General features: G+C 39.9%; 15 protein-coding genes. 3 read left to right on the top strand and 12 right to left on the bottom strand.

The window, feature by feature from the left end:
• Positions 1-162: 162 nt before the first annotated feature.
• The 9 genes from Q0590_RS21505 to Q0590_RS21465 all read right to left on the bottom strand — a co-directional run bounded on the left by Q0590_RS21505 (position 163) and on the right by Q0590_RS21465 (position 6,940).
• Positions 163-1,419, bottom strand: a complete 1,257-nt coding sequence (locus tag Q0590_RS21505) for an ATP-binding response regulator (protein ID WP_302039669.1) — start codon at positions 1,417-1,419, stop codon at positions 163-165.
• 172 nt (positions 1,420-1,591) lie between these two features.
• Positions 1,592-2,338 (bottom strand): tRNA pseudouridine(38-40) synthase TruA, encoded by a 747-nt coding sequence (truA, locus tag Q0590_RS21500; RefSeq protein ID WP_302039668.1) that lies wholly within the window; start codon positions 2,336-2,338, stop codon positions 1,592-1,594.
• 94 nt (positions 2,339-2,432) lie between these two features.
• Positions 2,433-3,371, bottom strand: coding sequence for a DUF748 domain-containing protein (locus Q0590_RS21495; RefSeq protein ID WP_302039667.1), 939 nt, complete (start codon positions 3,369-3,371; stop codon positions 2,433-2,435).
• Positions 3,372-3,382: 11 nt separating this feature from the next.
• Positions 3,383-3,619 (bottom strand): hypothetical protein, encoded by a 237-nt coding sequence (locus Q0590_RS21490; RefSeq protein WP_302039666.1) that lies wholly within the window; start codon positions 3,617-3,619, stop codon positions 3,383-3,385.
• Positions 3,620-3,757: 138 nt separating this feature from the next.
• Positions 3,758-4,435, bottom strand: coding sequence for a tRNA (guanosine(37)-N1)-methyltransferase TrmD (trmD, locus tag Q0590_RS21485; RefSeq protein WP_302039665.1), 678 nt, complete (start codon positions 4,433-4,435; stop codon positions 3,758-3,760).
• The gene (gene rimM, locus Q0590_RS21480; RefSeq protein ID WP_302039664.1) at positions 4,432-5,001 is read right to left on the bottom strand and encodes a ribosome maturation factor RimM; all 570 of its coding nucleotides are present in this window, start codon (positions 4,999-5,001) and stop codon (positions 4,432-4,434) included. Before rimM ends, trmD begins: the two co-directional genes overlap by 4 nt.
• Positions 5,002-5,157: 156 nt before the next feature.
• Positions 5,158-5,673, bottom strand: a complete 516-nt coding sequence (locus Q0590_RS21475) for a 30S ribosomal protein S16 (protein ID WP_302039663.1) — start codon at positions 5,671-5,673, stop codon at positions 5,158-5,160.
• 352 nt (positions 5,674-6,025) lie between these two features.
• Entirely contained in the window at positions 6,026-6,502 is a 477-nt protein-coding gene (locus Q0590_RS21470; protein WP_302039662.1) for a hypothetical protein, read from the bottom strand.
• Between the two features lie 168 nt (positions 6,503-6,670).
• Positions 6,671-6,940 carry a hypothetical protein gene (locus Q0590_RS21465; protein ID WP_302039661.1) on the bottom strand — a complete coding sequence of 90 codons (270 nt, stop codon included), beginning with the start codon at positions 6,938-6,940 and terminating at the stop codon, positions 6,671-6,673.
• A gap of 240 nt (positions 6,941-7,180) precedes the next feature.
• Here Q0590_RS21465 and galT point away from each other — a divergent pair, with 240 nt between their 5' ends.
• Positions 7,181-8,230 (top strand): galactose-1-phosphate uridylyltransferase, encoded by a 1,050-nt coding sequence (gene galT, locus Q0590_RS21460; RefSeq protein WP_302039660.1) that lies wholly within the window; start codon positions 7,181-7,183, stop codon positions 8,228-8,230.
• A gap of 2 nt (positions 8,231-8,232) precedes the next feature.
• Here the strand turns inward: galT and Q0590_RS21455 are convergent, their stop codons facing one another.
• Entirely contained in the window at positions 8,233-8,685 is a 453-nt protein-coding gene (locus Q0590_RS21455; RefSeq protein WP_302039659.1) for an RrF2 family transcriptional regulator, read from the bottom strand.
• Positions 8,686-8,792: 107 nt separating this feature from the next.
• Here Q0590_RS21455 and Q0590_RS21450 point away from each other — a divergent pair, with 107 nt between their 5' ends.
• Positions 8,793-10,331 (top strand): YifB family Mg chelatase-like AAA ATPase, encoded by a 1,539-nt coding sequence (locus Q0590_RS21450; RefSeq protein ID WP_302039658.1) that lies wholly within the window; start codon positions 8,793-8,795, stop codon positions 10,329-10,331.
• Positions 10,332-10,437: 106 nt separating this feature from the next.
• Positions 10,438-11,766 (top strand): hypothetical protein, encoded by a 1,329-nt coding sequence (locus Q0590_RS21445; RefSeq protein ID WP_302039657.1) that lies wholly within the window; start codon positions 10,438-10,440, stop codon positions 11,764-11,766.
• Here the strand turns inward: Q0590_RS21445 and Q0590_RS21440 are convergent.
• Positions 11,724-12,791: a glycosyltransferase family 4 protein gene (locus Q0590_RS21440; RefSeq protein ID WP_302039656.1), complete on the bottom strand. Its 1,068-nt coding sequence runs from the start codon at positions 12,789-12,791 to the stop codon at positions 11,724-11,726. The genes Q0590_RS21445 and Q0590_RS21440 overlap by 43 nt on opposite strands.
• A complete protein-coding gene (locus Q0590_RS21435) occupies positions 12,788-13,972 on the bottom strand; it encodes a glycosyltransferase (protein ID WP_302039655.1) in 1,185 nt (394 codons plus the stop codon). Before Q0590_RS21435 ends, Q0590_RS21440 begins: the two co-directional genes overlap by 4 nt.
• Positions 13,973-13,978: the final 6 nt, after the last annotated feature.

Here is a 13,978-nt window from a genome sequence, read left to right as displayed (position 1 = left end):
AAAATATGTAAAGTATTTATCAAATAAAAATATACAACCAGTCTAATTTAAATAGAGCTTAACTTGCTGACTGTAAGGCGATTTTTTTGAATAGATACGGCTTATACGGATTAGCTCTACTGGCCGGTAGCCATACGAATTGAACCTTTGGCTAGAACTGGTTTACCCATTTATTTTTTTCAGATCGGGTAACATAATTTTTATTTCTGTACCCTGATTTACCTGGCTGCTAAGTGTAATTTCTCCGGATAGTTTTTCCACACAATTTCTGGAAATATATAGTCCCAAGCCTGACCCTTTGGATTGAAGATTGTGGCGGTAAAACATATCGAATACTTTGGATTGTACTTCTTTATCTATACCCTGGCCATTATCGTTTACACAGATTTCGACACCTCCAGTGGTATCTGTTATTTCAACAGCAATAAACGGATCGCCATAGCCTTTTTTATAATGTATGGCGTTGTCGAGTAAATGCTGTAGGATAGTTGCGATCAGATACGGATCACTCATAAATACTTGTTTCTGGCTTATTTTTATATCTAGCTGAATTTTTTCATCTTCTAATCTGGAAGTAAAGTCAGCTACAATCCCTCTTAATAAATCAGTAAAATCGACTACTTTTATTTCCGGATCAATGTATTTTATTTTGGTAACTTCCAGTAAATTGGCAAGAATAAAATTGAGTTTCTGCGCACTTTCATTGATCATTTCCAGGTACTTAACAGCCATCGGCTGCGTCAGGTCAAGCCTGGCAATATTAGTCACGCCGATTAGTGAAGCCAGAGGGCCTTTCAGATCATGAGAAGCTTTATACACAAATGTATCCAACTCTTTGTTGCGGGAGGTTAACTGCTCTTCTATACGCTTGCGCAACATCATTTCTTCCACCAGCTGCTCATAGGATTCTTTTAATTCAGCTGTTCTGCTCATCATACGGAGCTCTAAATACTTTTTATATTCGCCCAGCTCTCTGTTCTTCTCCAGTAACGTTTTCCGTTGCTCTTTTAACTTTTCTATCAGGCGGTTGTTTTTTACAACTTTTACAATACTATTGATCAGTGATCCTGCGGTTAATTCATCGGTTAGTAAAATATCTTGCACGCCTAATTTAAATGCACTCGTATGCTTTTTGCCATCTTTTACCTGCGTAAGCCAGATTACCGGATACTTCCGGAAAGATTTACTGTGTTTTAACTCTTGCAAAAATAACCCGGTACCTTCTTCCAATATACCTTTCTCCAGCAGTACGGCATCAGGCAGATAATCTACCAGTTGGGAGTAGGCTTCATTTATATTATATACAGGCCGGGCAGCAATATTATATTTGCTTTGCCCGGCTAATAATTTAGTATAACGTGTATAAGTTTGTTCATCCGTTGTTACAATCAATACTTTATAACTACTTGGTTTTTTCATAGGTGAACCCGGATCACCGGTATTGGAGACAAAACTATTATCAACTACTTATCCATAAAGGTTACTACAGATACCTAAAATAGAAAAATTCACAGAAAGCTAAATAGAATTAACTCGTGAGTAAAAATGGCGACTTGTAAGAAATTACCCTGTTTCTTACAAGTTTGCCTATTTACAGATTTTCTATGGGGCCATTATATTGCACCTGTGTAAGAAACAAGCCCTGTGGGGGTACGGCCCGGCCGGCTTTTCTGCGGTCTTTACTTTGGATAATTTCCTCGAATTCTTGTATGGATAGTTTTCCCAAGCCTACATCCATTAGGGTGCCAACGATAGCTCTTACCATACCTCTCAGAAAACGGTTAGCCTGAATGTAAAAAATTACCTTCTCTCCCGACACTTCCCACCAGGCTTTATAGATCTGGCATTTGAAATGGCTAACATCTGTTTTTACCAAACTGAAACTTTCAAAATCAGTATGCCGCAACAGAATTGAGGCTGCCTCATTCATTTGAGAAACATCCAATGATTTGGTATACAAGTAACACATATCCGTTAAAAAAGGATTTTTGCAGGTGCTGATGCGGTATTCATAACTTCTGGCTATGGCATCAAACCGGGCGTGTGCTTTGCCGGATACGCTAAAAAGTTGCTTTACTACAATATCTGGTGGCAAAAGGGCATTGAGCTGATAAATATGCGGATGAGGAAGCAGTACTTTTTCTGTATCGAAATGTACGTATTGTTGCAAGGCATGTACGCCAGTATCGGTACGGCCACTGCCAATAGTAGTCACTTCTTCTTTGAGCAGTGTGCTAAGACCTTTGTTAAAAGCTTCCTGCACGGAAAGGGCATTGGCTTGTATCTGCCATCCATGATAACGCGTGCCCCGGTAAGCAAGTTCAATAAAATACCTCAAGGTGTATAGCTCTAGTCAGGAAAGAATAACCTTCCCTTATTTGAACAAATTTTCTGTGGAAAGTTAGCTTTTTTTCAGCAATACGCTGATTTTACTAATTATTTTCTTCCTTCCGCTCTTCACGTCTGGCTTGTCTTTCTTCCCTCTTCTCCTCACGTCTTTCTATCCGCTCTTTTCTTCGTTCTTCTTTGCGTTGCTTTCTTAGATTTTTTTCATTTTCAACCAGCTTCCCCATATCCACCGTACCATCTAATTCAGGATTAATAGCTTCAATAAAAGCATTGCGCAATGCATTCATGATGGTGCGCCAGATATTTACTTTTGGATCATCGAAACTACCAGAAACTGGTATTTTGGTGGCCACCTGATCTACAGAGTAATTTTTGAAGATCATGCTTACCAAACCTATGCCTGCTTCTTTTAACAAAGAAAGGGGCTTAGCTTTATCTTCCTTTACGTCCAGGATTTTAACATCCATAAACAAAGGCTTAATATATCCTTTAAACTGATTGTTTTCGCCGGTCATTTCAGTAAATAAAGAAAATGTGCCTTTTTCTGCATCAATATCTGCATAGGCCCGCAAAAAATCATTTAACTCCACTAGCGGGACTTCTTTTAAAGAAAAATCCAGATTAAAAGGTGGCTGTGTCTCCAAGGGATTTAACTCCAAGTTCAAGTTTACTTGTCCTTTGTCTAACATCTTGGCTTCTCCACGGATGGAGGCTATTTCATTGCCAGATAATTTTTGCGTATTGGTGAAATTACGGGCTACCAGATGTATCTGATTTATAGCAATATCTACTTTTGGCGTGGTAGTAAAATTTTGAAAATGCACTTCCCCATTGTTAACAGTCAGGGTGTTTATTTGTAAGGGAAACAAAGATTTTACTGTTTCTTGCCAGTTTCCCTCCTCCCCTGTCTGACTTTGTTCTTCGCTGGGTCCGTCTACAAAGTTAATTTTTGGGTTAAACGTTTTTATGGTAGCTACAAAGGCACCTTTGAATAAAGAATGCCATTCAATGGCAAAATCCACTTTATCTACTGCTACAAAGGCACAGGCAGCTTTCCTACTTTTTTATCTATGCGTAGTCCATGTATGGCATATGCGCCACGGTACAAGTGAATATCTATCTCTTGTATGCTTCCAGTATAGCCTTTTAAGTCGTTCTGTAGCGTCTGGTTAGCATAATATTTTACGATAGAAGGCAAACACAATCTAACTACTATTAGTACAGCAACAAGTGTGATAAGGAGAATACCTGCTTTACTTAGCCGTCTCATACCAAATATTTTCTTTTTTTAACAGCTTTGGTATACTTGCCGAGGCGGGGGAAGGTTACATTACAGGCTAATTTTCAGGCAAATAGACTTTCTTGCAACCCATAAAAGGTTTAAATCCTATTTATTAAGCGTATGCAATCAGTATTGCAGTAAATCCGGGCGGCGTTTCTTGGTACGTTCTAAAGATTGTTCCGAGCGCCACTTTTCAATATTGGCTTCATGGCCAGAAAGCAATACTTCCGGCACTTTCATGCCTTCAAATTCGGCTGGCCTGGTATATACCGGAGGAGCTAAGAGGTTATCCTGGAATGAGTCTGTTAACGCTGAAGTTTCATCGGAAAGCACACCCGGAATAAGCCGGATGACAGCATCTGCCACTACTGCTGCCGCCAGTTCACCTCCGGAAAGCACATAATCGCCTATGCTTATTTCTCTTGTTACAAAATGCTGGCGCACCCGGTCGTCTACCCCTTTATAATGTCCACAGAGAATAATCAGGTTTTTTTTTAACGAGAGGCTATTTGCTTGTTTCTGCGTAAACAACTCTCCGTCTGGTGTCATGTAGATAATTTCATCATATGCCTGCTTTTCTTGAAGCGCCCGGATACATTTAGCTATAGGCTCTATCATTAATACCATGCCGGCTCCACCGCCAAAAGCATAATCATCTACTTGCCGGTGTTTGTTAATGGCATATGCCCGCAGGTCGTGCAATTGTACGGTTACTAATTGTTTGTCTTGGGCTCTTTTCAGAATAGAGGCAGCAAAAAAACTTTCCAGCAAGGAAGGCAAACAAGTAATGATATCTATTCTCATGCTTCCTCCTCGCCTTCTGCATCGTCTGGCTTTTCTGTTTCGTCTGACAGGTATATTTCCAACAAGCCATCGGGTAAGTCTACTTCCAGTTCTTTTTTCTTATGATCTACTTTGGTAACAATATCATCAGTAATCGGAATCAGTACTTCTTTATTCTGATACGTCATAGCAATAAGATCCTGGTGGGGCAACTCGTAAATGGTAGCTATTGTCCCTAATGGGCCTTTTGTTACATCTATTACTTGGTACCCGATAATGTCATGGTAATAAAACTGATCTTCTTCTAGCTGGGGCAACTCGGTAAGGGGCAAATATAAGGCATGGCCTACCAGTTTATCTGCACTGTCGAATGAGTTTACATCTTCTAATTTTACTATGGCTTTTTCGCGTTGTAACTGAAAATGTGTAATAAAAAAAGGAACCAGTTTGCCATTAATTTCTATAAAAACCGATTCTAGCTGATCGTACTCTTCCGGATTGTCTACATCCAGTACAAACGTAACCTCCCCTTGCACACCATGTGTTTTGGTAATGTATCCGAGCTGAAAGCAATTGTCTATATTCATATATTAGTAGTCTAGTGATCTGATAAAAGCCTTATCTCTTATAAACGTTTGAATAAAGCTACTTTGTTTATTGGCTGATGCTTTGGGTGTAATGTAAAAAGAGGTAAGAAGAGCTTACGCTTTCTTACCTCTTTAGATTCATGTGCATGTTAAGTCTTATTCGGTAGGAGCTTCGGTTGCTGCAGCATCTTCAGCAGGTGCTTCTTCAGCAGGTACTACCTTCTTTTTGTTGATTGCTTCGGCTCTAGCTTCTTTTACTTTAGCTTCTGCTGCTAATCTGGCTTTTGCATCTTCTGCTTTTTTCTGAGCCAAGGTATCTACTTTACCAGTAATCCTGCTTTCTTTGGCCTGTTTCCAGTCGTTAAACTTCTGGTCAGCTTGCTCTTGTGTAATGGCGCCTTTGTTTACACCAATTTGCAGGTGTTTTCTTAAAAGAATGCCTCTGTAAGAAAGCATCGCCTTTACGGTATCCGTAGGCTGAGCCCCATTCATTACCCACTGTAAGGCCTTCTCCTCATTCAAATTAATAGTAGCAGGATTGGTGTTTGGGTTATACGTACCTATTTTTTCAATAAAGCGTCCATCGCGTGGAGCTCTAGCATCGGCAACTACTACATCATATAGTGCCAGTTTTTTGCGGCCTCTGCGGGCCAATCTGATTTTTACTGCCATTTTAACTTTACAAATTAGTTGAACAACGGAACCCGTCCGTCTCTTTTGGAGTGCAAAGATACTATAAAATAATCAATCTTGTACCCGTATTCCCGATAAACCTATGACAAAACCGGAAATAATTTTATGAGCATATCAAATAAATAAGCTTCCCGGGTAGAAATAACGATATCTGCTTAAAGAGATCAAGCAAAAATCACAAACGCCAGGTTGTTGCCTGGCGTTTGTGGTTGACTATACTGCATGCAATAGGTAAACAGTATCAAAGGTATTTTTCGATATAGAATTTATGTCTTGTATGAATACGACTGTACCTTTAATCTAAGCCTGCTTATCCCAATATACAGGTATCTTATAAGTTCTTTCTCAAGTATGATTCCACTTCTTGTGGCTTGAAAACTTTCTTACTTGGGTTTCTTTCCATCAGAATAGAAATAGCTCTGCGATGGGTTTCTGATACTCTGGAATCGTCTACCATTTGCTTTAAGCTGGCTCTGGAAACAGTAACTACCGTCCAGCGGTTATCATTCTTCTCATACAATTGCTTGTCTGATAAGTCATTCAATTGTTTCACTACTTCTTGCTCGTTCCATATTAAAATTGGCGCTGGCCTCAGATTTTTTATACCCAGGTCGTACTTTAAATGTAACTGTTGCTTACTTAAATTATTGGTAAGCATTTCATGAATAGTCGTTTTCAGCGCCGGGCTTGCAAAACGGTTATCCATTAAACTCCGTAAAGCGGTTCTGCTGATAAACCCATTTCTCGACAGGTTTTCAACTCTTGCAATAAACTGAGTTTCGTCCCACTGGTGTATATATTCTGCCATAACTGTAACGTTTTTAATGATTGGAGTAAAGTTTGAAATGATTGCCACCTGCCAGACAGGTAACTGAACTATATGGATGTTTACTTTTTGTGAATGATAGGTATTGTGCGGGTATAATCTGCCAGGTAGCAGCTGGTAACGGAAAAAACTAAAATATTTTGCCTGTTATCACTCTTCGTCCTCTAATTCTTCGTCTTCATCTTCATCAAAATAATCTTCCTCTTCTTCTTCTTGGTAAGAGAACTCTTTCTGATTATCTAATTCCAGATCGGTGAAGTCTACATCCAGTAATGGATTGATTCCCAGGTCTTCATCTTCGTCCTCATCAAAGTCAAAATCTGAAAAGGAATGTTTAGAAGCTTTCACTGAAGCAGTTGTTCCGGTCTGAGATTTTTTTGTGGAAGTAACAGGGTGTTTATGTGGTAAATGATATGCCATACAGTATAATTATAAGATTTTGAGAGATATATTGATTTGAATTACTTCATCAAAATTCGATAAATAACCTTTTGAAGGAAAGTACAAATTAGAATGCTTTATTACGTACATTAGCTTTATAAATGAAAGAGATGCTTTTCCCTCAATCTGGGGAAAAATGTTTATGAATTATGTGCAAAGCTTTCATTAAATATTACACCTTACAAAATAACACATACGCTCACAGGCGTTACGTATTCTATGCTGTTTGAAGGAAAATGGGAAAAAAGATGGCATCCCTTACGTCAGGAATGGGTAATCTATGCCGCTCACCGCAATAACCGGCCTTGGACTACAGGTAAGTCAATAATAGCAGAAAAGCCAATTCCGGCATACGATCCTGCCTGCTATTTGTGTCCAGGGAATCAAAGAATACATGGAGGACAGAATCCTGCCTATACAGGTGTTTATATTTTCGACAACGATCATCCGGTAGTAGGCCTTCAGGCACCAGAAATTTCAGTAAGCGAGGCTGTTAAAGGCAACGGATTATATAGGAAAGAAAAAGCCCTCGGAATTGCCAGAGTGGTATGTTATGACCCGCGCCATAATGTTACCCTGGCTGAAATGGAAATTACCCAGATAGCCCAGGTATTTTCTGCCTGGAGAAGTCAGATGCAGGAATTTATTAGGAACTCTTATATAAAGTATGCCTTACTTTTTGAGAATAAAGGAGAACTGTGCGGTGTTTCTAATCCGCATCCGCACTGCCAGATATATGCTACTGATTTTGTATTTAAACATACTGAACAACAACTTCAGGCGGCAAACGAATATTATAAAGATACCAACCGTAACCTGTTCGGCCAAATCATAGAAAATGAAACAGAAGAAGGCGTACGGATAGTAGCAGAAAACACAGGAGCTGTGGCCTTCATTCCATTTTTTGCCAGATATGCATATGAAGTGATGATTTTTCCAAAAAAACGCCATGCTACGTTAGCTACTATGTCGGATACAGAACTATACGATTTAGCCGCGGTGTTCCGGGAAGTAATCCGGCGGTACAATCTCAACTTTGAAATGAGTTTTCCTTATGTGATGAGTGTGCAGCAAGCCCCGGTAGACGGAAAAGAGTATCCACTTTATCATCTGCATATGTCAATTCTGCCTCCCTTGCGTCAACCTGGCTTAGTTAAATTTTTAGCAGGGCCAGAGATTGGCGGGGGCAATTTTATGGCAGATACGATACCGGAAGAAAAAGCAGCAGAACTTAAAAACGTAAATGTAGATGCGTACAAGATACGCTAACGTTAGATAATCGGATCATAGGAATCCCTCATGGCTTCTATGGAGCTATGCGTCATATCAGCCAGGCTGGTATTATCCAGAATTTGTGCGGTTGCATCCCGTACTTTGCGCATCACTATCCGGATCGAGCAACTAGCCACATCTTTACATTCTTCACAGGGTAAATAAGCCGTCTGGCTGGCACAGGGAATTTGAGCCAGAGGCCCGTCAATGATGCGGATTATTTGTCCGAGTGTAATTTTATCCGGGCTTCTCCGCAATAAGTATCCGCCTGTTTTGCCCCGTTTGCTGTACAAGATCCCATGGTTTTTCAGATCAAGCAAGATAGCTTCCAGAAACTTTTTTGGGATATTTTCTTTATCCGCTATTTCTCCAATCATCATGGATTTGTTTTCTTTGCTTTCTGAAAGCACAAATAAGGCTTTTAAGGCGTACTTAGCTTTTTTGGATAACATTCACAAGGGTAAATTTAATAAACAATATTACGTGCTAATTTTGATAAGAAAAAATTTAACAGGCTTTACCTCTTATCTTTACCAGTAGCTTTTTTCTCATACCAACTATGTTATCAAAATCATTTGGAAGTGCTGTATATGGAGTAAATGCATATATAATTACTGTAGAAGTAAACGTAAGTCAAGGCACTAAATTTTTTATGGTAGGCCTGCCAGATAGTGCCGTGAAGGAAAGTGAACAACGGGTAGAGTCTGCCATCAAGCACTTTGGATACCGCATGCCCCGGCAAAAAGTGGTGGTAAATCTAGCTCCTGCCGACATCCGCAAAGAAGGTTCAGCCTATGATCTGCCTATAGCTTTGGGAATCCTCGCCGCTTCTGAGCAAATTGTTACTGATAAACTGGAAAGATACATCATCATGGGCGAACTTGCGTTGGATGGTAAATTGAGGCCTATCAAAGGAGCATTGCCTATAGCGATTGAAGCCCGCAAACAGCATTATAAAGGTTTTGTATTACCTAAAGAAAATGCTAATGAAGCAGCTATTGTGAATAATCTTGATGTAATTGGTGTGGAAAACATACAAGAAGCCATTGAGTTCTTTGAAGGTAAACTCCATATTGAGCCCCTGCAGACTGACACCAGAGACATGTTTTATAATACGTTGAATGATTATGAAGCCGATTTCTCTAATGTACAAGGACAGGAAAATATAAAACGGGCTTTGGAAATAGCTGCAGCCGGTGGCCATAATGTGATTATGATTGGCCCTCCGGGAGCCGGAAAAACTATGTTGGCTAAGCGGCTGCCTTCTATATTGCCACCACTGACGTTGCATGAGGCGCTGGAAACCACAAAAATACATTCCGTAGCCGGGAAGCTAGGCAAAGCGTCTTCTCTGATTTCCACCCGTCCTTACCGCACCCCTCACCACACCATAAGTGATGTGGCTTTAGTAGGAGGTGGTGGTATTCCTCAACCCGGAGAAATCTCTCTGGCACATAACGGCGTGCTATTCTTAGATGAGTTACCTGAGTTCAAACGCACAGCTCTTGAGGTTATGCGTCAGCCATTAGAAGACCGGAAAGTAATCATTTCCAGGGCTAAAATATCCGTTGAATTTCCGGCCAATTTTATGTTAATCGCCAGTATGAATCCTTGCCCTTGTGGCTACTATAATCATCCGGAAAAAGAATGCATTTGCGGGGCTGGCGTTGTACAAAAGTATCTCAATAAAATAAGCGGTCCTCTACTGGACCGGATTGATTTGCATGTAGAGGTTACGCCTGTTTCTTTTGACCAAATGACTTCCAACCGTAAAGCTGAAAGTAGTGCCCAGATTAGGGAACGGGTTATTAAAGCCCGGGATATACAAACAGCCCGTTTTAAAGACACACCTCATATTTACTCCAATGCCTTGATGCCGCCCCAGATGGTAAAACAACTTTGCCAGATAAATGAAGCAGGGAAAACGCTGCTAAAAACAGCCATGGAGCGGCTCGGGTTATCAGCCAGAGCCTACGACCGCATCCTAAAAGTTTCCCGCACTATTGCTGATCTTGCCGGCAGTGAACAGATTAAAATAGAACACCTGGCAGAAGCCATTCAATACCGTAGTCTGGATAGGGAAGGATGGGCCGGATGATAGCCATTGAAAACAGGTTGATATACTACATCCAATCATCAGCACTCTGAAACAGAGCTAACTTTTAGGAGCTTGTCTACCTGTGCAAAAAGTTGTAACTTGAACGATGGATTTTAAAGACCTGCTGCTTACACCAATCTACCTGCCTTTTATTTTTCTGGTAGCACTTATGTTCCGCAGAAGGCTATGCGATAAGCATACAAAGGCGTATTTTATGCCTGCCCTCACCTTGAAAATAGTAGGCGCTATTTCACTTGGAATTATTTATCAATTCTATTATAATGGAGGCGATACCTATAACTTTTTCAACGACAGTAAGGTAATCTGGGAGGCTTTTACCAATTCGCCCCTTACCGCTTTACGAATTGTATTGGCAGATGGTGAATATCACTATGATTTGTATGAATACACCCGCCGTATTTATTTTTATGTAGATTCTTATTCATTTCATGTTATCCGTCTGGCAGGTTTTTTTGGTTTTTTCACTTTTCATACCTACTCACTAATAGCTGTTTTCTTTGCCATCGCCAGTTTTACCGGAGTCTGGGCTATGTACAAGGTTTTCTACCATTTATATCCGCACTTGCATAAGAAGATGGCCATAGCGGTTTTTTTTATTCCATCGGTATTTTTCTGGGGATCTGGTTTAATGAAAGATACAATTACACTCGGTGCTATGGGATGGGCATTTTATGGGTTTTATTTCGGCCTGATCAGCAGAAAAAACATTATCAGCAATATATTGATTCTAGTTGTAAGCTTGCTGATTATCAAAGCCATTAAAGTATATATTCTGCTTTGTTTTTTACCAGCGGCTTTTTTCTGGGTTTTCCTGGAATACCGGGCAAAAATCAAATCCAGAGCATTACAGTTTTTAGCCTTGCCTTTTACGATTGTAGCTTCCGTACCTTTAGGGTATCTGGCTATAGAGAAAGTAACAGAGGATAATGCCCGTTATCAGCTGGAAAATATAGCCACTACTACTCAAGTAACGGCTGAATGGTTAACGCAAATGGGCACGTTACAGAAAGGGTCTGTTTATTCACTGGGAGAATTTGATGGTACATTTACAAGTATGTTATCCAAATTTCCACAAGCGGTAGTTGTTACGTTATACAGGCCATTTATCTGGGAGGTGCGTAACCCGGTTATGTTATTATCCGCTTTGGAGGCTTTGTTTTTTCTATATTTAACGATACAAATGTTCCGGAATTTTAAGATCAAAGTACTGTTCAAAATGTTGAACGATCAGCCTGTTTTGCTATTTTGCTTTGTCTTCTCTGTTACTTTTGCCTTTGCCGTAGGAATTTCCAGTTATAATTTTGGCACACTGGTCCGGTATAAAATTCCGATGATGCCCTTTTTTCTGGCAGCGTTGTATATCATACAGAGTCAGGCCGTGAAAAAGTCTAAGAAGTTACAGCAATTCGCCTGAACAGAATAGTGCTTTTCTACTTTTGCTCTGGCAGCTTGTCCCATTTGTATACGTAAAGAACTATTCTGTAACAGCAAACCGATGTGTTCTTTCCAGTCCTGATTTGTGGTACAGATAAACCCATTGATCCCACTATCTACAATTTCTGTATTTACACCTACTGGCGATACTAATGCAGGAATACCCAAAGCCATATATTGCAAGGCTTTAAATCCGCATTTTCCTTTTGCCCATTTGTCGTCTGTGAGTGGCATAATACCTATATTCATCCTAAGCAAATCGGCTATTTCAGTTTCTTTATTCCAGGGCAGATAGTGTAAACAGGCTAGCTGTACGTCTGGCGCCTTATCTGAAATTACCAGAAAAGTAAAATCGTATTCTTTCTCTAGTTCTTGTAACACAGGTATAATGCCATATAAATACCCGATTGTAGAATGAGTACCGGTCCAGCCGATAACTAGTTTCCCGGCCTGCTGATCTTTTACCTGGTTGTGCAGATGGACTGTATCAATGGTAGTAGGATTTACAAATACTTTTGTAGAAAACTGCTTTGCGTAGGATGCTAAATAAGTATTGCCTGCACTTACTTTATATGCCCATTGGCAAATAGCCGCTGTTTTCTGATGCCATTTGAAACCGGCGGCCAGCTTGTTATTGGCAGATGTATTCGGCAGCCAGATAGCATCGTCAAAATCAAAAATAATTCTTTTGTTAACTATTTTGGCCATGAACCATTCAAAAATCGGCGGACCTACCGGGCTTGCCTCCCGGTGAATAAATACAAAATCATACTGCCGAATGGTAACCAGCAGATGTAGTCTCCGCAAAAAACCCTTTATAATACCCATTGCCTTTTGCAGGGTATATCCCTTTTTATACAGAATATCCCAGGTTGGCTTATCCAAAAAGGGAGCTAATGTGTAGCTTATTCCTTTTCCGGGTAGCCATGACAGGTATTGCTCAAAACGGAACCGTTGCGAGGCAGCTGTACCTGATGGATATGGAAAGATAAACAGAACTTTCACTGCAATATTGTCTGATAAATCTGATGATATGCTTCTACTCCTTTTTCTAAGGCAAAATAATCTAAGGCAATATTTCGTAAGTTTTGCGCAGGAATTTGGCAGGCCTCTTCAAGCCGGGAAATAGCTTTATCGTAGCCCTCATCCGTTAAATTTTCGATCAATAAACCAGGGGTATAGGCTGAAAATAAATAATCTGTATCTCCCACTCCTGCATTACAAATAACAGGAATACCCATACTTAATATCTCACCCATTTTAGTTGGAGATGAAGCTTTTTTAGAATAGGATGGCTTAATAAAGAAAATAGACAAATGACTGGCTGCTAAAAGCTCAGGCACTTCACTTCTTTCTGCTTTTCTGATTACTAATTTCTCGGCTGGAATACTATATAACGCTGCTTTTTGCACTATTAGCTTTGGATCGTCCGGTGTAATAAATAAGAAAACAGCCTCAGGTTTTGTCAGTAGCAGGCGTTTAAAAAACTGTAGCATTTCATCCAATAAATACCAGGTACCTAAAGAGCCAAGATAGGAAATAACAAAGGAAGAATCTGCAAGCTGTGGTTCTATATGCTTAGCTGGCAAGCTTTTGGCAGTGTTATTTTCAGATTCATACGGAGTATTTGACGGATGGGTAAATAATGTAGTATCTACGCAGCAAGGAATTACTTGAATTGGAATATTTTCTAGCTCCGGCCTTGTTAGAATATCCTCTTTTGCTCCATACGTGAGGCTAACTGTATAATCGGCTTGCTGTAAAAATTCCTTTTCTTTGGATTTAAAATAGTGATAGATAGCTTTATATAGCCGGTTATTCAGGTTCCATAGCCCTCCTTCCACTCGTTCATCTGCCCAGAATCCTCGCATATCAAATATAAACTTGATGCCTTTATTCTTCTTTAAATACAAACCGACGAGAGCCGTAATATAGCTACGGCAATGCACTATCCGGAACTGTTGGATTTTATGCAGTTGAAGCGCTTTCTGCTTCATCTTATAGATATCCCACAAGGTAGAGAAAACAGGCGGTTTTTTAGAATAGATGATAGGCTCCCAGGAGAGATGATTCTGCTGTATGCTAACATCTATTAATGCTTTACGTTTGGTAAAATTTTCTTTTTTCTCAGCACTGATAATCGTAATACGATAGCCGTATTTACTTAATCCGATTAAATAAGGCAATATTTG

This window comes from Rhodocytophaga aerolata (assembly GCF_030503435.1).
Taxonomy (GTDB): Bacteria; Bacteroidota; Bacteroidia; order Cytophagales; family 172606-1; genus Rhodocytophaga; species Rhodocytophaga aerolata.
This window is presented reverse-complemented; position numbering and strand designations above follow the sequence as displayed.

What these genes read in the sequence shown, in the direction of transcription:
- rimM (WP_302039664.1), bottom strand. Translation starts at nt 5,001, where the DNA reads ATGAATATAGACAATTGCTTTCAGCTCGGATACATTACCAAAACACAT.
- galT (WP_302039660.1), top strand. Translation starts at nt 7,181, where the DNA reads ATGCTGTTTGAAGGAAAATGGGAAAAAAGATGGCATCCCTTACGTCAG.
- Q0590_RS21470 (WP_302039662.1), bottom strand. Translation starts at nt 6,502, where the DNA reads ATGGCAGAATATATACACCAGTGGGACGAAACTCAGTTTATTGCAAGA.
- Q0590_RS21475 (WP_302039663.1), bottom strand. Translation starts at nt 5,673, where the DNA reads ATGGCAGTAAAAATCAGATTGGCCCGCAGAGGCCGCAAAAAACTGGCA.
- Q0590_RS21505 (WP_302039669.1), bottom strand. Translation starts at nt 1,419, where the DNA reads ATGAAAAAACCAAGTAGTTATAAAGTATTGATTGTAACAACGGATGAA.
- trmD (WP_302039665.1), bottom strand. Translation starts at nt 4,435, where the DNA reads ATGAGAATAGATATCATTACTTGTTTGCCTTCCTTGCTGGAAAGTTTT.
- Q0590_RS21490 (WP_302039666.1), bottom strand. Translation starts at nt 3,619, where the DNA reads ATGAGACGGCTAAGTAAAGCAGGTATTCTCCTTATCACACTTGTTGCT.
- Q0590_RS21445 (WP_302039657.1), top strand. Translation starts at nt 10,438, where the DNA reads ATGGATTTTAAAGACCTGCTGCTTACACCAATCTACCTGCCTTTTATT.
- Q0590_RS21450 (WP_302039658.1), top strand. Translation starts at nt 8,793, where the DNA reads ATGTTATCAAAATCATTTGGAAGTGCTGTATATGGAGTAAATGCATAT.
- Q0590_RS21455 (WP_302039659.1), bottom strand. Translation starts at nt 8,685, where the DNA reads ATGTTATCCAAAAAAGCTAAGTACGCCTTAAAAGCCTTATTTGTGCTT.
- Q0590_RS21465 (WP_302039661.1), bottom strand. Translation starts at nt 6,940, where the DNA reads ATGGCATATCATTTACCACATAAACACCCTGTTACTTCCACAAAAAAA.